The sequence below is a fragment of the Candidatus Pelagibacter sp. uisw_098 genome (assembly GCF_059512505.1).
Genome location: NZ_CM183454.1, coordinates 433,060 through 453,168, shown reverse-complemented (window position 1 = coordinate 453,168; position 20,109 = coordinate 433,060). Strand labels below are relative to the sequence as shown.

The 20,109-nt window shown below is 29.0% G+C and carries 23 protein-coding genes, 1 tRNA gene and 1 pseudogene; 8 read left to right on the top strand and 17 right to left on the bottom strand.

Going from position 1 to position 20,109, the window contains the following annotated elements:
- Positions 1-150: 150 nt before the first annotated feature.
- The gene (locus AC5YF9_RS02405; RefSeq protein WP_415304462.1) at positions 151-663 is read right to left on the bottom strand and encodes a gamma carbonic anhydrase family protein; all 513 of its coding nucleotides are present in this window, start codon (positions 661-663) and stop codon (positions 151-153) included.
- A gap of 20 nt (positions 664-683) precedes the next feature.
- Here AC5YF9_RS02405 and AC5YF9_RS02400 point away from each other — a divergent pair, with 20 nt between their 5' ends.
- Complete coding sequence (locus AC5YF9_RS02400) at positions 684-1,238, top strand: thioredoxin family protein (RefSeq protein ID WP_415304460.1); 555 nt, start codon at positions 684-686, stop codon at positions 1,236-1,238.
- Complete coding sequence (locus tag AC5YF9_RS02395; RefSeq protein ID WP_415304458.1) at positions 1,238-2,320, top strand: glycosyltransferase family 4 protein; 1,083 nt, start codon at positions 1,238-1,240, stop codon at positions 2,318-2,320. The genes AC5YF9_RS02400 and AC5YF9_RS02395 overlap by 1 nt, the downstream gene beginning before the upstream one ends.
- Here the strand turns inward: AC5YF9_RS02395 and AC5YF9_RS02390 are convergent.
- Genes AC5YF9_RS02390 through AC5YF9_RS02380 form a run of 3 tightly spaced genes read right to left on the bottom strand, consistent with a single transcriptional unit; the run spans position 2,317 to position 5,296 of the window.
- Positions 2,317-3,819, bottom strand: coding sequence for a tripartite tricarboxylate transporter permease (locus tag AC5YF9_RS02390; protein ID WP_415304456.1), 1,503 nt, complete (start codon positions 3,817-3,819; stop codon positions 2,317-2,319). The genes AC5YF9_RS02395 and AC5YF9_RS02390 overlap by 4 nt on opposite strands.
- Positions 3,816-4,286, bottom strand: a complete 471-nt coding sequence (locus AC5YF9_RS02385; RefSeq protein ID WP_415304454.1) for a tripartite tricarboxylate transporter TctB family protein — start codon at positions 4,284-4,286, stop codon at positions 3,816-3,818. The genes AC5YF9_RS02390 and AC5YF9_RS02385 overlap by 4 nt, the downstream gene beginning before the upstream one ends.
- Positions 4,287-4,315: 29 nt before the next feature.
- On the bottom strand, positions 4,316-5,296 hold the full coding sequence (locus AC5YF9_RS02380) for a tripartite tricarboxylate transporter substrate binding protein (RefSeq protein ID WP_415304452.1): 981 nt from the start codon (positions 5,294-5,296) through the stop codon (positions 4,316-4,318).
- Between the two features lie 220 nt (positions 5,297-5,516).
- Here AC5YF9_RS02380 and AC5YF9_RS02375 point away from each other — a divergent pair, with 220 nt between their 5' ends.
- Complete coding sequence (locus tag AC5YF9_RS02375) at positions 5,517-6,593, top strand: AbrB family transcriptional regulator (protein WP_415304451.1); 1,077 nt, start codon at positions 5,517-5,519, stop codon at positions 6,591-6,593.
- Here AC5YF9_RS02375 and AC5YF9_RS02370 read toward each other — a convergent pair.
- Positions 6,585-7,517 carry a glycosyltransferase family 9 protein gene (locus AC5YF9_RS02370; protein WP_415304449.1) on the bottom strand — a complete coding sequence of 311 codons (933 nt, stop codon included), beginning with the start codon at positions 7,515-7,517 and terminating at the stop codon, positions 6,585-6,587. The two genes, AC5YF9_RS02375 and AC5YF9_RS02370, sit on opposite strands and share 9 nt — an antisense overlap.
- Before the next feature lie 32 nt (positions 7,518-7,549).
- Between AC5YF9_RS02370 and AC5YF9_RS02365 the strand changes: the two genes are divergently transcribed.
- Entirely contained in the window at positions 7,550-7,939 is a 390-nt protein-coding gene (locus AC5YF9_RS02365; protein WP_415304447.1) for a DUF6165 family protein, read from the top strand.
- On the opposite strand, the gene AC5YF9_RS02360 is transcribed toward AC5YF9_RS02365, so the two are convergent.
- From AC5YF9_RS02360 to AC5YF9_RS02340, 5 genes are all read right to left on the bottom strand, one after another.
- A complete protein-coding gene (locus tag AC5YF9_RS02360; RefSeq protein ID WP_415304445.1) occupies positions 7,933-8,607 on the bottom strand; it encodes an ABC transporter permease in 675 nt (224 codons plus the stop codon). The two genes, AC5YF9_RS02365 and AC5YF9_RS02360, sit on opposite strands and share 7 nt — an antisense overlap.
- Positions 8,607-9,299 carry an ABC transporter permease gene (locus AC5YF9_RS02355; RefSeq protein WP_415304443.1) on the bottom strand — a complete coding sequence of 231 codons (693 nt, stop codon included), beginning with the start codon at positions 9,297-9,299 and terminating at the stop codon, positions 8,607-8,609. The genes AC5YF9_RS02360 and AC5YF9_RS02355 overlap by 1 nt, the downstream gene beginning before the upstream one ends.
- 45 nt (positions 9,300-9,344) lie before the next feature.
- Positions 9,345-10,196, bottom strand: a complete 852-nt coding sequence (locus AC5YF9_RS02350; protein WP_415304442.1) for a transporter substrate-binding domain-containing protein — start codon at positions 10,194-10,196, stop codon at positions 9,345-9,347.
- Positions 10,197-10,257: 61 nt separating this feature from the next.
- Positions 10,258-11,298 carry an adenosylmethionine decarboxylase gene (gene speD / locus AC5YF9_RS02345; RefSeq protein WP_415304440.1) on the bottom strand — a complete coding sequence of 347 codons (1,041 nt, stop codon included), beginning with the start codon at positions 11,296-11,298 and terminating at the stop codon, positions 10,258-10,260.
- 201 nt (positions 11,299-11,499) lie between these two features.
- Positions 11,500-12,036 carry a 5'-methylthioadenosine/S-adenosylhomocysteine nucleosidase family protein gene (locus tag AC5YF9_RS02340; RefSeq protein ID WP_415304439.1) on the bottom strand — a complete coding sequence of 179 codons (537 nt, stop codon included), beginning with the start codon at positions 12,034-12,036 and terminating at the stop codon, positions 11,500-11,502.
- 37 nt (positions 12,037-12,073) lie between these two features.
- Between AC5YF9_RS02340 and AC5YF9_RS02335 the strand changes: the two are divergent.
- The 3 genes and pseudogenes from AC5YF9_RS02335 to AC5YF9_RS02325 all read left to right on the top strand — a co-directional run bounded on the left by AC5YF9_RS02335 (position 12,074) and on the right by AC5YF9_RS02325 (position 13,874).
- A pseudogene (locus AC5YF9_RS02335) lies at positions 12,074-12,600 on the top strand (adenine phosphoribosyltransferase).
- A complete protein-coding gene (locus AC5YF9_RS02330) occupies positions 12,601-13,089 on the top strand; it encodes an MBL fold metallo-hydrolase (protein WP_496169933.1) in 489 nt (162 codons plus the stop codon).
- 335 nt (positions 13,090-13,424) lie between these two features.
- Positions 13,425-13,874, top strand: a complete 450-nt coding sequence (locus AC5YF9_RS02325) for a hypothetical protein (protein WP_496169932.1) — start codon at positions 13,425-13,427, stop codon at positions 13,872-13,874.
- Positions 13,875-13,876: 2 nt separating this feature from the next.
- Here the strand turns inward: AC5YF9_RS02325 and AC5YF9_RS02320 are convergent, their stop codons facing one another.
- The 6 genes from AC5YF9_RS02320 to AC5YF9_RS02295 form a co-directional block, all read right to left on the bottom strand.
- Positions 13,877-14,641: an FkbM family methyltransferase gene (locus AC5YF9_RS02320; RefSeq protein ID WP_415304434.1), complete on the bottom strand. Its 765-nt coding sequence runs from the start codon at positions 14,639-14,641 to the stop codon at positions 13,877-13,879.
- Between the two features lie 14 nt (positions 14,642-14,655).
- Positions 14,656-14,732: transfer RNA gene (locus AC5YF9_RS02315), tRNA-Met, on the bottom strand.
- An 85-nt stretch (positions 14,733-14,817) separates the two neighbouring features.
- Positions 14,818-15,426: an SHOCT domain-containing protein gene (locus AC5YF9_RS02310; RefSeq protein WP_415304432.1), complete on the bottom strand. Its 609-nt coding sequence runs from the start codon at positions 15,424-15,426 to the stop codon at positions 14,818-14,820.
- A gap of 188 nt (positions 15,427-15,614) precedes the next feature.
- Positions 15,615-15,842, bottom strand: a complete 228-nt coding sequence (locus tag AC5YF9_RS02305; protein WP_415304431.1) for a hypothetical protein — start codon at positions 15,840-15,842, stop codon at positions 15,615-15,617.
- A gap of 41 nt (positions 15,843-15,883) precedes the next feature.
- A complete protein-coding gene (locus AC5YF9_RS02300; protein ID WP_415304429.1) occupies positions 15,884-18,328 on the bottom strand; it encodes a GcvT family protein in 2,445 nt (814 codons plus the stop codon).
- Positions 18,329-18,374: 46 nt separating this feature from the next.
- The gene (locus AC5YF9_RS02295) at positions 18,375-18,818 is read right to left on the bottom strand and encodes a c-type cytochrome (protein ID WP_415304427.1); all 444 of its coding nucleotides are present in this window, start codon (positions 18,816-18,818) and stop codon (positions 18,375-18,377) included.
- An 18-nt stretch (positions 18,819-18,836) separates the two neighbouring features.
- Between AC5YF9_RS02295 and AC5YF9_RS02290 the strand changes: the two genes are divergently transcribed.
- Positions 18,837-19,364: a cytochrome b gene (locus AC5YF9_RS02290; RefSeq protein WP_415304426.1), complete on the top strand. Its 528-nt coding sequence runs from the start codon at positions 18,837-18,839 to the stop codon at positions 19,362-19,364.
- Here AC5YF9_RS02290 and AC5YF9_RS02285 read toward each other — a convergent pair.
- A complete protein-coding gene (locus AC5YF9_RS02285) occupies positions 19,361-20,074 on the bottom strand; it encodes a class I SAM-dependent methyltransferase (RefSeq protein ID WP_415304424.1) in 714 nt (237 codons plus the stop codon). The two genes, AC5YF9_RS02290 and AC5YF9_RS02285, sit on opposite strands and share 4 nt — an antisense overlap.
- Between the last annotated feature and the right edge of the window lie 35 nt (positions 20,075-20,109).

Below are 20,109 nucleotides of genomic sequence, written 5' to 3'. Positions count from 1 at the left end.
TCTGCAATCCCTATTTCAAGAATTTTTAATTCTTTATCTTTTATTTTTCTAAAATATGATTCGTAAACCTCTACATAGCCATGGTCTAACTTGTCACTTTTATAAAGTTTAGCTATTGTATGTAAGTCATTTGCAAAAATTCATTATTTCTTAAGATATAGATTTAGAATACTTTTTCCAGTTATTCTGGTAATGAATTGCATTTTCAGTAATTGATTTTGCTTCTTCATCTGAGACTTGTCTTATAATTTTACCAGGAGATCCTACTACTAAAGAATTATCTGGGATGACTTTATTTTCAGTCACTAGTGCATTAGCTCCTATAATGCAATTTTTCCCAATCTTTGCTCCATTTAAAATGACAGCACCAATTCCAATTAAAGAATTATCTTCAATTGTGCAGCCGTGAAGCATAACTAAATGACCTATAGTTACATTTTTACCAATTTTTAATGGGTAACCAGGATCAGTATGCAATACACTACCATCTTGAACATTTGACCCTTCACCAACATAAATATTTTCAACATCCCCTCTTAAGGTAACATTAAACCAGATACTGGTATTTTTTTCTAAGGTAACATCACCAATAATTGATGTATTAGATGCAGACCAATTTTCACCTAAATTTTTTACTTTTTTATCTTCCAAATCATAAAACATATCTTATATGTTATTATAACATGCCGTTAAAAACTCCAATATGTGATTTCGGACAAGCTGCTAAAAGCTTTGAATTAAAGTCCACTAATAACGAAATTATAAAATTAAACGACATTAAAGGGACAAATGGAACTTTGGTTATGTTTATTTGCAACCACTGCCCTTACGTAAAAGCGGTTATTAAAGACATTGTTGAAGATTGTAAAAATTTAAAAGAATTAGGTATTACAGCAGTGGCCATATGCTCTAATGACACAATTAATTACCCTGAAGATAGTTTTGAAAATATGATTGAATTTGCAAGGAAACATCAGTTTAATTTCCCTTATCTACTTGATGAAACTCAAAATATTGCAAAAAGTTATAATGCAGTGTGCACTCCTGATTTTTTTGGATACAACAATAATCTAGAATTACAATACAGAGGTCGAATAAGAGAATTAGATAATTTAAAACCAGTAAAAGTTGATGATAGTGATTTATTTATAGCAATGAAACAAATAGCTGAGACGAGCAAAGGTCCTGAGACACAAATTCCAAGTGCTGGATGTGCCATTAAATGGTTAGATAATTAATGTATTTAATAGTTACAAAAACATTTCCCCCTGAAATTGGTGGTATGCAAAATTTAATGTGGGGTTTAGCGAATGAACTCTCAAAAAACTTCATGATAAAAGTTTTTGCTGATTATTATGAGGATCACAAAACTTTTGATGAACAAGTTTCTTTTTCAATTGAAAGAGTTGGTGGAATAAAACTTCTTAGAAAATATAGAAAAGCTCAATTGATTAATGAATTTATTAAAGAAAATAAAATTGATGGCATTATTGCTGATCATTGGAAAAGTTTAGAACATCTTAAAACTAATAAAAAAAAGATATGCTTGATCCATGGTAAAGAAATTAATCATGAAAAAGGCACCTCTCTTAATAAAAGAGTATTAGAAGTATTAGATAATGTTGAAACCATTGTTGCAAATTCTGAGTACACTAAAAATTTAGCTATTTCATTGGGGGTTCAGCAGGATAAAATTATAATTATTAATCCTGGAGTTGATCCTGTTGAAGAATTGGATAAAAAAACTTTAGATAAAGTAGAGAATTTATTAAAGCATAAATCACCAAGATTAATTACAGTTTCAAGATTTGATAAAAGAAAAAATCATGAAAAAGTAATTATGGCTCTTCGAAATTTAAAACAGATTTACCCTAGTATTGTCTATATTTGTGTGGGTTATGGTGATGAAGAAGAAAACATTAAAAAATTAGTAGCAGAATTAGGCCTTCAACCCCAAGTAATGTTCTTTAAAGATATCTCTAGTGAATTAAAAAATGCACTAGTTGCTAAATCTAATATTTTTGTCATGCCATCAATTGTTCATAAAAAATCAGTTGAAGGATTTGGAATAGCTTATGTTGAAGCTGCTCAATATGGATTGCCTTCTCTTGGAGGTAAAGATGGGGGTGCAGCAGATGCAATCGAACATGAGAAAACAGGTTTAATCTGTGATGGTAATGAATTAGATGAAGTTTATTCATCAATTAATTTGATGTTAGAAAATAATAAATTCCATGAATATGGCAAAGCTGCTAAGGAAAATTCTTCTAATTTTGAATGGAATAAAATAATTGAAGAATATAAAAAAATTTTAAATTAAACTTTTCTATTTTTTAAAGTTTTATATACCTGCCAACTAACAATAGATATTGTCACTGCTATTATTGAGGCTGTAAGAGGTCTACTCCATAAAAAATCCCACGATCCATCACTGATTAGTAGTGATCTTCGTAAATTTTCTTCCATTAAACCACCAAGAACAAAAGCTAAGATGAGGGGTGGCATTGGAAAATCATATAACCTCATGAATGTTGCAATAACAGCTATTCCAATCATTAAATAAATATCAAAATTATTAAAAGACATTACATAAATCCCTGTGATTGAAAAAAATAATATCAAAGGTATTAAATAATTTTTAGGTACAGCTAGTATTCTTGCTATGTAAGGAATTAAGGGCAAATTCAATATAAGTAATATGACCATTCCAATATACATAGACATAATAACTGACCAGAAAATTTCTGGATTAGTAATATAAAGTCTTGGACCAGGTTGAATACCAAAACCTAATAAAGCTCCAAGCATAACGGCTGTAGTTCCACTTCCTGGAATTCCTAAAGTTAATAAAGGAACAAAAGCTCCAGAACATGCTGCGTTGTTTGCGGTTTCTGGTGCTGTTAGTCCATGAACACTACCTTTTCCAAACTTTGCTTTTTCTTCATCACTAACGAAATTTCTTTCCATACCATATGCTAAAAATGAAGCGATAGTTGCTCCAGCTCCTGGTAAAACTCCAATTAAAAAACCTATCACTGAATTCCGAGGAATAGCCTTTAACATTTGAGTTCTTTCTTCTTTATTAATTTTGATTGAACCAAGCTCTGTCAATGAAACCTGTTTTGCTATTGCAGAAGGATCATTTCTTTTTAAAATAATTGTCAATGCTTCACTCATTGCAAAAGTTGCCATTACAACTAAAACAAAGCTTATTCCGTCAGTTAAGTTCATGTTATTAAAAGTAAATCTAGTAATATCAGATAAAGAATCTTGCCCTACTGATGCTAGCATTAAACCAAGAACAACCATCATCATTGCCTTTATAAACTGGCCTTTAGAAGAAAAAGCTGCAATTGCAGTTAGACCCAATATCATTAAAGCAAAATAATCTGGCGATCTAAAAGATAAACTTACTTTTGATAAACTTGGAGCAAGGAATAATAAATATATTGTAGCCAGTGTCCCTCCAGCAAAAGAACTCCATGCAGCTATAGCCAAAGCTTTTCCTGCTTTACCTTGTTGTGCCATAGGGTAACCATCAAATGATGTCGCAACAGTCCCTGGAACACCTGGTGCATTTAATAAAATTGATGAAGTTGATCCACCGAATACAGCACCATAATAAACACCAGCCATTAAAATCAATCCTGTTGCCGGATCAAAACCATAAGTAATTGGTATCATTAATGCAATTGCCGTCATTGGTCCAAGACCTGGCAGCATTCCAATGATTGTTCCAAAAAAACAACCGATCATAACCATAAATATATTTTGAAATGTAAGAGCTGTTTTTAAACCAATTAAAATCCCTTCAATCACCCCATTACTCCAATCAGTTTTAAAAATGGATCTCTTAAGTAAATTTCAAGCACCCCATGTAAAAGATACATAAACAGTGCCACAAATGGAAAAGATAATAAAAATATCCATAACCACCTTCTCTCACCTAAAGCGTAGTAAGAGGATGCTAAAAATATTGATGTAGTTAAGAAATACCCAACTCTTAATATAGTAAAACCATAAATAGTTGCGATAAGAACCAATATAGCTGTCTTTTTATATTCCAAACTCTTGTGATCAACTTTAATGGTGTTCACTTCTGGTAAGATAATCTTTAATCCAGAAAAAAACATACCCGCATAACCTAGATAAATTGGAAATGTTTTGGCATTAAAGGGTGAATTTTCATCAAATGAAAAAACTTGAATATTGTAAGCAGTATATAAATATAATGCTGAAAAAATAAAAAAGAGCAGTGATATAATTTTAGTAGTATTTATATTCACTGCTCTAATTTTTAAATAATCCTAAAGGATTATATAACCCCTAATTTCTTCATAAGAGCTGTCATTTCTACAGTTTGCTTTTCTAAGAATTTAACAAAATCCTTATCTGAGTTATAAATATTAACCCAAGCGTTTCTTTTTCTTACAGCTTCCCATTCAGGAGTTTTCATAACTTTACCTAGCATTGTAGATAAAGCTTTTTTATCTTTATTGCTCATATTTGGAGGTCCAAAAAATCCTCTCCAGTTTACGAACTGAACATCATAACCTTGTTCTTTTAAAGTTGGTGCATCAGGTGCATCAGCTACTCTTGATGGTGCAGTAATACCAATAATTCTTACTTGGTCTCTTGCTCCCATAAGTTCACCTAAACCTGTAGAGATAATTTGTGTCTCACCAGATAAAAGTCCAGCTAAAGCTTTTCCACCAGCATCGTAAGGAATGTAAGCTACATCATTTGGATTTGCTCCTGCAGCTTGAAATGCTAAAGCACCGATTAAATGATCCATACTTCCTCTTACTGATCCACCAGCCATTTTAATAGATTTTGGATCTTTTTTATACGCATCAACTACATCTTTAAAGTTCATGTAAGGTGAGTTTTTTGCTACGGCTATTGCACCGTAGTCACCAATAACACCAGCGATTGGTGTTACATCTTTATAAGATAAAACTCCAGATCCTGAAACATAACCTTTGTGTCTAGTGATAGATCTTAAAACTAATGGTGTTGATTGAACCAAGACTGTATTTTTAGGCTGGGTATTAATCATGAAAGCTAATGCTTTTCCTCCACCACCACCTGACATATTTTCAAATGATGCACTTTTTAACATTCCTGATTTTGTTAAAGCTTCTCCAGTACCTCTAGCAGTTCCATCCCATCCACCACCAGCACCACCACCAATTACGAAATGGATTTTATCCATTGCGATTGAATTTGTTGCTGTTGCAGAGAATAATAGAATTACCGAGAATAATACTGAAACTAATTTTTTAATATTTTTCATTATATTCCTCTATTGTTAGTTTTTAATAATTGTAGTTAATTACACTATAGTAATGAAAGCAAGTTTTTGAATAGAATACAACTTAACGTTGATTTCTTTTTTTAAGAAATAAGCAAGCACTCTCTCAAACGTTTTAATAGTAAAAAAATAGTTATCACCAATTAAGAGATTTTCTTTTCTGTTATCTTTTTCAAGGTAAGTGATAAAAGAATATTTGTTAATGAAAAATCTTTCTATTCAATTTAATTCCTCTAACATTAAAGAATTATTTTCTAAAAAATTTCTATTAGTTATTTTAATTTCTATACCAAGTGCAATTGTAGCTGATTATTTTAATATACCTTTAGCATGGATGCTTGGTCCTATGCTTGCAGTTTCAATTACAGCATTAAGTGGAATAAAAATTAAGATGCCAAAACTAGCCTTAAGTTCAATATTAATAGTTCTTGGGCTTCATATTGGAAATTATATAGATCAGAATTTAATAAATCAAATGACCGAATGGGTTTGGACTTCACTAATTATGTTTGTCTATATTTTAATAAGTATTTTAATTGTATCAAAATATTTACAAAGATTTTCAGGCTATAATGTCAAAACTTCAATTTTTTCAGCAGCACCAGGTGCTTTAGGACCTTTAATGATATTAGCTGAGCATGAAAAATCTGACTTATCACAAGTTGCTACATCTCATTTAATTAGGTTAATTATAATAATAACTATCATTCCCTTTTTTGTTGTTAATTATTCAACAAATGAGGCTCTAACAATTGAAAAATTTGATTACCTTGATCAAAATCATTTTCATCTTTTAATCCTCTTAATAGGTTCAATATTGTTAATTTTCTTATTTGATAAAATTGGCGTGCCTGCTGCATTATTATCAGGAACATTAGTTGCAAGTGGAATTTTACAAATAACTGAAGTTGCTTCCTACAAACTGCCAGATGAAAGTATAAATTTTTGTTTGCTTATTTTAGGTGCCTCTGTTGGCTGTCGTTTTACAGATAAATCATTAAAAGAAGTTGTAGGTAATTCATTTCATAGTTTAGTTGCAACTATAATACTTGTTACTCTTGGATTATTAGCTGCAATTATTGCAACATATTTTGTGGATACTAATTTCTTAACTCTACTCTTATCTTTTTCTCCTGGTGGAATTTATGAGGTAGCAGTTATTGCAATTGCTTTTGATTTAGATCCCAACTTTGTAGCATTTCATCATATTATTAGATTGCTGATGATACTGTTTACCATTCCTATAATATTGAAAATTATTGGTAAGAAATTAAATTAATATTTTTTCTAAAACTTTAGCTGCACTTAGTTTTTCTAAATCATCAACTTGTATTGCTTTAAAGTTTTCTCGCTCAATACTAACTTTGTAAGCAGTTGTGTGTTTACCAAATAAAGTCAAACCTTTCACTCCAAGGTGAGCTGAAATATGAGATGGACCCGTATCATTTGCAATAACAAATGAACTTTCTTTAATCAAACTTGCTAGTTGTGATATATCAAGGGCTTTACCATTATCTAAAATTAAAATGGCATTAATGTTTTTTGCATCATCAATTTCAGATGGTCCTGGAGCTACTACAACTTTAATTTGGTCTTCATATTTATTTTTAATTAACTCTATTAGTTCATTGTAATGAGGCCATTTTTTATGAGTTAGATGAGCTGAACAAAAAGGAAATAAAACAATATATTTATCTAAATTAAATTCTTGTTTAATATTATCAATGTTAGTGACAGCCCAGCTAAAATTCGGTTTCATGGTGTGTTCAGTTTTAATTCCAGAAGTTTTAAGTTGATGATCAAATCTATTTAGAACAGGATTTTTATCAAATTCATCTTTTGAAATGTTGCTTGGTAAAGTTGTTTCTGAACTAGACCAGGTGTTAAAATTTGCTTTTGGAAATAAAATATTTTTATAAAATTTTGTTCTAGATGAGTTTTGTAAATCGTAAACTTTTTTTATATTTAGTTTCTTTAAAGTTCTCATCAATAAATATAAATAAATTAAATTAAATCTTGATAGACGTTTGTCTAAAATAACATTGTGAATAAATGGATTTTTTCTAAATAATTCAAAATAGGGTTTTGTTGTTAATACATGTATTTGATCTTCTGGGTGGTTTTCAGAAATATCTTGAATTGCCCCACAAGCTTGCGCTATATCTCCTAAAGAACCATGTTTGATAACTAAAATATTAGACATATTTCTAACAACTTAACATAGTATAAAATTTTATGAATAAAATTCTAGTTGAAGTATCAGTTGGTGAACTTTTAGATAAAATTTCTATTTTAGAGATTAAACAAGAAAAAATTAAAGACTCTGAAAAACTAAAATTTATTAATGATGAACACAGTATTTTAAAAGATCAATTAGATAACAATGTTAAATCTGATGAAAAACTTGATACTCTTTTCCAATCACTAAAAGATATTAATGCAAAGTTATGGGTGATTGAAGATGACAAAAGGTTGTGTGAAAAAAATTCTGATTTTACTGAAAACTTTATAAAACTATCAAGAGATATTCATTTTTTAAATGATGATCGTGCTAAGATTAAACTAGAGATGAATAATCACACAGGCTCTAAGATTAAAGAGATTAAAGAATATACTTCTTATTGAAAACTATATTTTTTTTCTAAATATTTTATCAAGTTGTGAATAATAAAAGTCATAAATAAATAAATTCCACCTGCTAAAAGAAACACCTCTAAAGGTTTGTAAGTCGTTGACACAATGTGTTTTGCAACACCAGTGATATCCATTAATGTCACAGTGCTTGCAAGTGATGTGCCCTTCATCATTAATATAATTTCATTACCATATGCTGGTAAAGATTGTCTAATTGCTACTGGAATTTGAATTTTATATAAAATAATTTTATTTGAAATACCAAGACTTTTACCAGCTTCTATAATTCCAGGTTTAATAGTTTGAAAAGCTGATCTTAAAATTTCTGAGGTATAAGCTCCAGTATTTAGCGCAAATGCAATAATTGCACACCAATAAGGCTCTTTTAATATTACCCAAAGAAAAGTTGATCTTAACCACTCAATTTGTCCAAGACCATAATAAATTATAAATATTTGAACCAATAAAGGAGTTCCTCTAAATAAATAAGAATAACCATAAGCAAACTTATTAATAAATGGATTTTTATTTAATCTTAAAACTGCAAATAAAAATCCAATAAATAAACCAATGATTAGAGATACAGATAATAACTTTAAAGTTATAACTGCTGCACTAAGTAGCCTTGGCAGGCTTGTTATCATTAAATCAAAATCCATTAAAAGCCCCTACTGTATTTAACTTCAAGTCTGTTAATCAATTTCATGCTCAAAAATGTTAGCATCAAATACAAAACTGCTGCAAAACAATAAAAGAATAAAGGATCTCTAGTTGAGCCCGCTGCAATATAAGATTGTCTCATAATCTCAACTAAACCAGTAACTGATATTAAAGATGTGTCTTTTAAAGTGATTTGCCAAACATTACTTAAGTTTGGAATGGCAAGTCTTAACATTTGAGGCAAAATTACTTTTAAAAAATAAATATGTCTTTTAAATCCTAAAACCTTACAGGCTTCAAATTGACCTTTATCAATTGATTGAATGGCACCTCTAAATACTTCTGTTGAATAAGCTCCTGATATTATACCAATTGCAACCGAACCCGTAATAAATGCATTGATTTCTATGTATTCAAAGTATCCAAAAATTGAAGCGACATACATTATTGCACCACTTCCCCCAAAAAAGAAAAGGTAAATTACTAATAATTCTGGAACGCCCCTGATTACTGTGGTGTACGTATTTCCAATAAAATTTAGAAATTTATTATTTGATAATTTTAGTGGCGTAAAGATTAATGAAAATAAAAAACCAATTAACATTGCAGTAACTGCTACTGCAATTGTCATTAGAGTTGCATAAAACAACTCGTCTCCCCAGCCTGTTTTTCCGAATGATAAAAGGTCCATATCGAAAGGGCGACTAAATAAATAGTCGCCTTTTCAAAATATTATTTACATAGAAGCGTCAAAGCCAAAATGCTTGATCGCTAATTTGCTGATAATGCCTTGTTTTCTAGCAGTGTTAATTGCTTTGTTGAAATCTTTAAGAAGTTTTGCATCTCTTGTACCGATTGCATCATCTCCACCTTGTCTAATTCCAACACCGACACCATTACCAAAAGCACCACCTGAAAAAGTAGGTCCAACTAATACCACTGGTTTTCCTGATTTATCTGCATAATCAGTGAATGCAACTGCTGCAGCTAATGCAACATCACATCTACCAGAAGTTAAGTCTAGGTTTACTTCATCTTGAGTTTTGTAAGTTCTAACATTTACTTTACCTACATCACCAGACTCTAAAAAGTTTTGGTGAATAGTTCCAGTTTGTGTACAAACAGTTTTTCCAGCAAGTGCAGCAGTTAAAGTCTTAAGAGTTTTCTTAACAGCACTTCCACCTAAAGTTAAATTAATACCTTCTGGTGTATCCATGCTCTCTAAACTTGAACCTTTCATTACTGCAAGGGCTGCAACTTCGTCAGCATAACCTTGTGAAAAAGTAATTGTTTTTTGTCTTTCAGCAGTAATTGACATTCCTGCCATGATTGCATCAAACTTTCTCATTAACAAAGCTGGAATCATTCCATCCCAATCCTGTTCAACGATGGTACATTCATGACCCATGATTTTGCATAACTCTTTCGCTAACTCTACCTCAAAACCAATAAGAGCACCTGAAGCATCCTTAGAGTTCCATGGTGGGTAGGCACCTTCTGTTCCAATCTTTATTTTATCAGCGTAAACGTTTCCGATTAATAATAAAGAAGCAAGAACACTTAATATTGTTTTTTTAAATATATTCATTTTTTCCTCCATATGATTATGGAGATTTATTTCACAAATTTGAGAATTTAAAAAGAAATTTTTAATGATTAATTGATGATGAAAAGTTCCAAGAACAGTCAAAACTTGGGATGTAAACCCTATCCAAAGTTGTATTTCCAAAATTCTTATTGAAAACATCTAACCATTTCCCTACTTGCTCTGGTTTCTTGTCTTGGCTACCCACTTGAGCGGTAATTACTCCATTTGGCTTTAATATTCTAATCAAGGAATCCATGTTTTTTGCTGCAAGATCTATACAAAACTGATCATCATTAAGATCTACAAAAATTTTATCATACTTATCATCTTCAACAGATTTTATACTTTCAAAAGCATCTCCCCAAATACATTTAACTGAATTTTTCTCTGTTGATTTATTACCAATGCTTCCAAGGTGTTTGTTGCAAACTTCAACTACTTCTGGATCAAGTTCATACCAATCTATAAAATCAAAACCTTTAGACATACACTCTCTTGCAACTCCTCCATCACCACCACCAATGATAGCAGCTGTACCCATGTCTTTATTTAATTTTAAAGCAGCATTTACAAATGTTGAGCTATATAAAACTTCATCATTTGTTGCGACTTGAATTTCGTTATCAATGAAAAGTGATTTACCAAATTGTTCTAGCTCTAATATCTCAATATGTTGACCCACTTTAGATTTAAAATCTTCTAAAACTTCATTTACTACATAAGATTTTTGTAGGCCAGGTGAACTGTAAATGTCATGATATAAAGATTTTGTATCTCTATCAAAAGCTTTTGTAACAATTCTTTTATGTTTGAATTCTTTTTTAACAATATCGAGTGCAATAGAAGGGCTTACCTTCCCACATGTGAAAAAATCAAAACTAATAATCCCTTTTTCTGGAAACGTATGAAAGCTGATGTGACTTTCAGCTAATAAAGCAAGTATAGTGAAACCTTGAGGTTCAAATTTATACTTTGAAATTTCGAGAATTGTAACTTCTGCAGCTTTTGCAATCTTACGGATAACATTCTCATATACAGAAGGGTCATACTCTTGGGTAGTACCGATAATGTCTAAAGTTATATGCTCACCTACTTTAGTCATAAAAATTATCTCTCATATAATTTTTTATTAAAATTAATATTGGTGGATTTTATATATGTGTAATGATAATTTTCAACAATTAATCATTATTATTATATTCAACCCTCTTCTTAAAAAAGAGTTTTTGCTTAATCTTAGCTGAGATAATTTGACATTTTCTAGTTTTTCTCCTTATAGCAAGACATTATAGTAAAATTGAACTTAGTGGGATTTAAAAGAACTGCTACTTATCAGTTCTGAAAAAGCGTTAGCACCTGCTGCTAGGTTTTCATTCCAATCGGCATTAGCATTTTCGTTGGCATTATCTGATATATATTTAAAGCATCTAAATTCAATTTTTTCTAACTTACACACTTTAGCAATAGCATAAGCCTCCATATCAACCACATCAACTTTCATATCAATCATCTTATTAACAAAACTATCACCCGTTCCACAAGAATATCCATTTTCAGAAATTATTATTTCTTTGATATCATCAAAAGGTGTTTCCCCTAATCTAAAATCTAAACCTCTAACATCCATATCTCTTTGATAAAGTTTAGTGCATTCAACGATTCCTTTTAATTCAGTATTGATCGCTCCAGCTGTACCATAATTAATAATAATCTTTGGCTTATGAATATTAATTAATCGAAGAGTATGGTAAGTAGCATTAATTTTTCCAACACCTATATGGTAAAAATAGTCTAATCCAACTGTTTCTTCTTTAATTGCTGAGAGGAATAATTTGTCCATAGATTTTTTTTATCAAAGATATAAATATATTAATATTATGAATTTAAAAGATTATATTAGATCAATTCCCGATTATCCCAAAAAAGGAATTTTATTTAGAGATATAACCACTCTAATTAAAGATGAAAAAGCTTTTGCTGAATCTATTGATCAAATAATTCAAAAATCTAAAAAATTCAAGATAGATAAAATTGCCGCTATAGAGTCTAGGGGATTTGTTTTTGCTTCAGCAGTTTCTTACTTACTAAAAAAGCCTTTTATAATGTTGAGAAAAAAAATAAACTTCCTGCAGAAACTCATTCCGTTGATTTTGAATTAGAATATGGAACGGCTACTATAGAAGTTCACAAAGATTCAATTAAAAAAGATGATTCTGTTTTAATTATAGACGATTTAATTGCAACTGGTGGTACAGCAGAGGCTGCCGCTAAACTAGTGGAAATGTCTGGTGGAAATGTTGCGGCTTTTGTTTTTGTTATTAATTTGTTTAATCTTGGAGGATCAGATAAACTAGTTAAAAATGATTACAAGGTAGAAAACTTAATAGATTTTCCAGGACATTAAATGAATTTAAAAACATATGGTCATGCAACTTTATCTTTTGATAATAATGAAAAACCAATTTTAATTACTGACCCGTGGTTAATTGGTTCAAGTTATTGGAGAAGTTGGTGGTTGCAACACTACCCAAATGAATCAGAGTTAGATTATTTAAAAAACACCCAAAATATTTTTCTTTCACATGAGCACTGGGATCACGCTCATTTTCCAAGTTTAAAAAAACTTTTTCCTAAAAAAAAAATATTTATACCTACATTTAATTCTAAAAAACTTAAGGATTCCTTATTAAATTTTGATTTTGACGTAACTGAACTTAAACCAAATGAATGGTATAAATTTGACGAGCTAAAGGTGATGGTAATAACAACCTATAGTGAAGATAGCATGATGTTATTTGTTTATAAAAATTACTTAATACTTAATAACAATGATGCAAAACCTTCTAAACAGATGATAAAAAAAATATTAAGTTTTAAAAAAAAAATAATTTAAAATTAATAATCTTACAAAGTTACAGTCCTGCCTCAATTGTAAATTCATTTAGAGATAATAATCAAAATGTAGTTTCTATAAAAAATAAAAACGATTATGTAAATTATATTCAAAATATTTGTATAACGCTAAATGCTAACTATTTTCTTCCTTTTGCAAGTCACGCAATATTTTCAAGACCAGATAGTGAATGGGCAAATGATCACAAAGTAACAAACGAAGATTTAGAAAAAAATTGGAATTTAAAAACTAAATTGTTGAAGAGCTACACCTCATTCAATCTTGATAATGAGACCTTTTCTAACAATGTTTCAAGCTTTAATTTATCGACAAAAATGAATGAACTAGCTAATACTGAGTTTAATTCAAATGTAAATTATGATTATGAACTTGATGATCTTAATTGTTTTTCAAATATTACCAAACCTGTAAAATTTTTTTTAATGTTTATATACCCAAAAGGTTTGCATTTTAAATTTGGAGATACATTTTATGTTTTTAACTTTTTGAGAGATTGTTTCAGCAAATCAAAGATTATACCTTCTCATTACTTTGAAATGCCAGTGAAAACTTTTTGTGAGTCTTCTAAGTATTTTAATTTTACAGATGTTGGTGCTGCATTTATACTAAAAATCATTATTAAAAATAAGATTAATATCTATCAAACTTATTTGCTATTTTTATTCTTATCTTATTCAGAAAAAGGATATTTTTCTAACCTTAAAATGTTTTATAATTTATTTGTTCTTATTAAAATTCACTTTTTTCCAAAAAAAATTATTTAGACTTACAATTTTTTGTTTTCAAATCTACTAGCAGATGAGTTAAATGAGTATTTAAAATATTTTGGGATTAAATTATTATAATTACTTCCTTCAATATTGATTATTCTTATTTTATTTAAATATTTCTTATTTATGCTTTTTAATATTTCTCTCTCACAACCTTCAGTGTCAATTTTTAAAATATCTAAAGTTTTATAATTATTAAAAATTTTTTTTAAGATATCGTTAATTTCTACTACTTTAATCCTATCAAAATTTTTTGATACCTTGTCTACAATGGAGTCATTAACTCCTGTTTCTGATCTATATAATTTACTGTAACCATTAAAATTTGAAACTGCACATCGTTTTATTGTAATATTTTTTTTAAATTTTTTAGTATTTTCGATCAATCTTTTAAAATTTCTTTTTGAAGGTTCGTAACAATAAATTTTAGCTTTTGGGTTTTTAAATAACCAGTAATGTGCGGTGATACCAATATTTGAACCAATATCCAAAACAACATTTATTTTTTTGTCTGCTAAATAATCCTGTCTACAAAATACTAAATTAAATGTTGAAAGATCACCATAAGAAAAAAGTTTAATCTTAACACCAAGTTTTGTTTCGATTATTTTTGGATATTTTCCTTTTGTAAAAAACTCTTCATACATAGCTTTTATTGGGTTTTTATGAACTATAAAAAAATTTTTAATAATTTCTAATAATTCTTTTCTAAAAACTCTATTAATTACTTCGCCTAAAGGTCTTTTGCCTATTTTTATCATTTTATTTTTTTCTTTGGTAGCGGGAAGTGGAATCGAACCACTGACCTCAGGCTTATGAGTCCTGCGCTCTAACCGACTGAGCTACCCCGCCACTTAATTATCGTTGATTTATAATAGATTTTTATTTTAGTGCAATCAAGTATTTGCCTGATTTCCTTGGCATTAGTATTTGTTATTTAGTTTAATAATTTTTTTTTAGCTTTTTCAAACTCTTCTTTAGTTAAGACACCTGAATCTAACAGTTCTTTAAGATCTTTTAGTTTTTTAACTATACGCTCGTCACTTTTAGATTTTTTTTTAATTACTTTTTTCTTTACAGTAATTTTTGGTTCAACAGTTTTAGCAGAAGAGGTACTACCACCTAAAAAACCAAGCTCGGTTAATTTTGCTCTAATCTCAGCATCACTCGATCTGCTATTAATAGATGATGCTTTGCCTTTACCTGGATTAATTCCATTTTTCCAAAGAATTGTATATCTCCTTGCAAATAATCCACATTCTGAACTTGTGGCATCCTCACACTCTCTAATTGTTGGCATATAATTGCCAGCTTGACACCCACCAGCATGAGCACAATACCAGTAAGTCGACCATGTTCCCGTGCTTGATAGAATAAATCCCATAGGTTTCTTTCCTCTTTCTGCTCTAATATATGTTAAAAATCTATTAAAAGAATTTTCTGTCATTTGAACATCACCTTTGCCTTTTTTTACAGCAGCAAATGAAGCTGTGCTTAATAACAAGCTTAGAAATACAGTTACTAAAATATTTGATAATTTTATCATTCAAAATGCTAATTAAATAAAATTAAAAATTAAAGAGAAAAAATTACATGCAAAAATTACATATATTTTTTAATTTAAATTCCCTTGCTAAATAAGCTTATGGAAAGCAATCTATGGTGGAATTATATCTATTAATTTTTTTAAATTAATTAATCTTTTATTTTGTAAACAACTTTTGTAAGAGTTAATTATTTTATATTTACTATAAAAGCTATAAACAATGCAAGTAGAAACGTAACAAAACTACCAAAAATAATTTTTTGTTTTAATTTATTTCTTTCTTCTATTTTTACCCTGTTTAATAATATGTTAATATCTACAACTCTATTTTTGTCTATGTTAGATAGTTGAGGTATTTTTTTTTTATCTTTATATTTGTCAGATAATTTAAAGTTATGAAAATAAGTTTTTTTCATTACATAATTTAATCATCAATTGTTTAGCTAAGCAACTAAAACTATAAAAATCTAGCTTGTTTTCCTTTTAGGGGAGTGATCTCCACCATTGCTGGGAATTTTTGCTTGGCAACCTCAATATATAGATCCATTTTTGAAAGTTCTTCATTTGAATGTATTGAACTTATATATCCGAAAGACAGGTTTTTTTTATAATTAAATGAATAATTCCCAGATGTCGTTCTTCCTATAATCTTATCTCCAAGATAAATCGGCTCTTCATGTAATAATAGAGGTGTGCCTGGCTTACTATCTTTAAGTGACAACATAATAAATCTTCTATTCTGTTTTTGGTCTTTTATTTTTAATAAGTGTTCTTTGCCAATAAAGTTTATTTCTTTTTTATAACTAATTGCAAAATTTAACCCTGCCTCGTATTGATTTTCTTCAGGTGAAATATCATGACCCCAATGTAAAAATCCACTCTCCATTCTCATTGTATCCATAGCATGTGACCCGCAATGAGATAAATCATGATTTTTTCCTTCTTCAACAATTAATTGATAAATTTCTTTAGCATCTTTATTCTCTATATAAAGTTCAAACCCTAATTCACCCACATAAGACAATCTTTGAGCCCAAACTTTTTTTGAACTAAGCGTTACAAATTTACCATAACCAAATTTAAATGTTTCATTACTAAAATCATCATTTGAGATTTTTGAAATTAGATTTCTACTTTTTGGTCCAAAAACTCCTAAACAAACAAGATCATCAGTAATATCTTTAAATTCTAAATTGGGTGATAAATATTTTATGATATGTGTTTTATCATGAGTTCTTGTTGCAGCTGAACTTATTATTCTAAAATGATTTTTATCAATGCAAATAACAGTTAAGTCTGTTTCAATTCCTCCAGCCTTATTCAGCATTTGTGTATAAGTTGATCTGCCTATTTCATCTTTAATGTTAGCTGTACATATTCTTTGTAATTCACTGTGTGCTTGCTCTCCTTTTATCTCATATTTTGAAAAGGGAGAGAGTTCATACAAACCAACATTTGTAATTGTATTTTTTGTTTCAAATTCAACTGAAGGATACCAATTCTGATAGTCAAAACTATATTTGTATTCTGCTTTTTCATTATTTTTTGCATACCACATAGGCCTTTCGTATTCACCCGATACACCATAGCATGCTCCTTCTTTTTTTAATTCTTCATGATAAGGTAATAGTCTTTGATTTCTTGAAGTGTTATGCTGCTTATAAGGCCAGTGCATTCCATACAAGTCACCAAGAGTTTCCGTTACTCTTTCCATAATAAATTTTTTAGATGAATGAAATTTTTGAAATCTTTTAATATCAAGTGAAAATAAATCTTCATTCATGTATCCATTAATCATCCATTCAGCTGTAACTCTTCCAGCACCACCAGAGCTTGCAATACCGATACTGTTAAATCCACAACATGTAAAAAGATTATTAACTTCTGGAGTTTCTCCTAAAAGATATTGGGTGTCTGGTGTAAAAGATTCAGGTCCTGAAAAAAATTTTCTAATTCCAGCAGTTTCTAACATGGGTAGTCTTTGAAATGATTTTTCCAAATAAGGTTCAAAGTGATCAAAATCATCTGGAAATTCCCCAAATGAAAAGTCTTCTGGAACAACTCCTTTGTCTTTAAATGCAGGTTTTGCATTTGGTTCAAATATTCCAACTAACATTTTCCCAGCATCTTCTTTTAAATAAAGACAGGAATTATAGTCTCTTAAAACTGGTAAGTTTTTAGGCAATTTATCTAATGGTTCTGTGATTATATAAAAGTGCTCATTTGGATATAATGGAATACTCACACCAATATCTTCTCCAATTTGTCTAGACCACATCCCAGTTGCAATTACAACGTATTCACAATCAATTTTGCCAAATTTAGTTTGCACACCAACAATTTTTTTGTCTTTAATTAATATTTTTTCAACAGGAGTTTTCTCAAATATCTGAGCACCTTCCATTTTTGCAGCTTTAGCTAATACATTAGTAACTCCTATAGGATCTGCTTGACCATCTTCTGGCATATAAACTCCACCCAAAATGTCATCGTCATTTATAACAGGATAGAGTTCTTTTATTCTTTGTTTGTTAACACTTTCAACATTCACATCAAACAATTGTGCAGCTGTTGCTTGTCGTAATAATTCTTGTAATCTTTCGGGTGTGCTTGCAACTGTGATTGCTCCATTTTGTTTTAATCCAGTTGATAATCCAGTTTTTTTTTCTAATTCTTTATAAAGATTTAAAGAATATTTTCTAAGACGGGTAATGGTAGCTGAAGCTCCTAATTGACCAACAAGACCTGCTGCATGCCAAGTAGTTCCTGAAGTTAACTGATCTCTTTCCAATAATATCGTATCTTTCCAACCATACTTTGTAAGGTGATAAGCAACAGAACAACCAGCAATACCTCCTCCTATAACTACTACTTTTGCTGAATTTGGTAATACGGCAGACATTTATAGTTTAACAATATTAAAATTTTCAAATACAAACAACTAAATCTTAATGTTCAGCTCTAAATTTTGAGTGACAAGACTTGCAGCTACTCCACATATATTTTCCAAGAGTTGCTTTCATATCATCTGATTCATCGATAACAGCTGTTAACTCAATCATATTATTTGAAGCTTTTGTCATTAATAAATTAAATTCATCTTTATTTTCCCAAATAGAAGGCAATGCTTCTGTTCCAAATCCTACTTTTGAATTTTCAGGAAAAAGACTTATTAATCTTTTATAATTAACACTCATTTCAATCATTAGTTTTTTTGCTTCATCTATATCTCCATTAGAAGCAAGACTATTAACTCTTTTTGCAGTTTTATAATTTTTACTAAAAATAGATTTTCTTTCTTTAATAATCTCTTCTACAGTTTGTTCAGAAAAAGCACTGAAACTATAAAATAATATAAAGATAAAAAATAAAGTATTTTTAATTGTTGTCATAATGTGTTTAATTTAAAAATGTCTATATTAAATAACAAAGTAAAATATGGATTACTTAGTAAATTATTCCATTGGCTAACTGCCACAGGGTTAATAGTTCAAATACCTTTAGGGTTTTATTTGGTGAATTTAGACTTTGATCAAACTAGGGTTGATATAGAAAATTATCATATATTATTTGGATTAATCGTATTTTACGTAGCTTTAATAAGACTAATCTTTAAAGTATTAACGCCAATTCCTGATTTTAAAGGAAGTGCTTTTCTAGGACAAAAATTTATAGCAAGATTAAATCACTTATTATTATATTTAGCTTTGTTAACAGTCACAACCTCAGGTATCTTAAAAAAACTATTTAATGGTGAAAGCTTGGTTATTTTTTTTAAAAAAATTAATTTAACTTATAATTATGAACTTTCTGAGCAGTTTTATTCAATTCATATATTGGCAAATTATGCATTGATTGGATTAATCACATTACATATTTTAGCTGTATTGTTTCATAAATTTTTATTAAGAGAAAATATTTTAAAGAGAATTCTTTAAACTTTTATAAATATTATACATTTGAGTTTATCATTAAATAAAATGTTTTTTTTATATTTAAGATTAATCTCGTTAATTCCATTAGAAATTTGAAGTGAGCTAAATTTTAATAAAGTGGATATATAACGCTGCTTTATCATTTTTAAATATATGTTTTTTTTAATATTTACTTTAAAATTAAATTTAGTAATATTTTTTTTAATATTTAGTTGAAGTAGTTTTTCCCAAATAAGAATATCTCTTTTGAACGACTGGTTAAGTTTTTTCTTCATCAAAGAAAATGTAGGAATTTCATTATTTTTTGTATCTAAAGTTAAAATTAAAATAATCCCTCCCACCTCTAAACTGTCGTATGAATAGCTTAATATCTTCTTAATGTCTTTTAAGTTAAATAAGTGAATAGTTTGTTTAATCAATATTAAATCAAATTTCTTTTTATTATCTTTAAGATATTTAATTGCATTTGTTTTTTTAAAGGTAATTTTTTTATCAAAATCTTTATGATTTTCGATATCAATTCCAATAGGCTTATTTATTAATTTGAGCTTAGAGGATAATGAGCCCATTATCTTGCCACGACCACATCCAATATCTAAAATTTTTGAGTGTTTAGTTAATTTTTTTTGTTTTACCAAAAAATTATTGAAGGACTGGATATATTTTGTAGATGAAATCCAAGTTTTGTTATCCCAATTTTTAAAACTTAGCATTACTTAATTTAAAACATTTTAACTTATATTTAAAT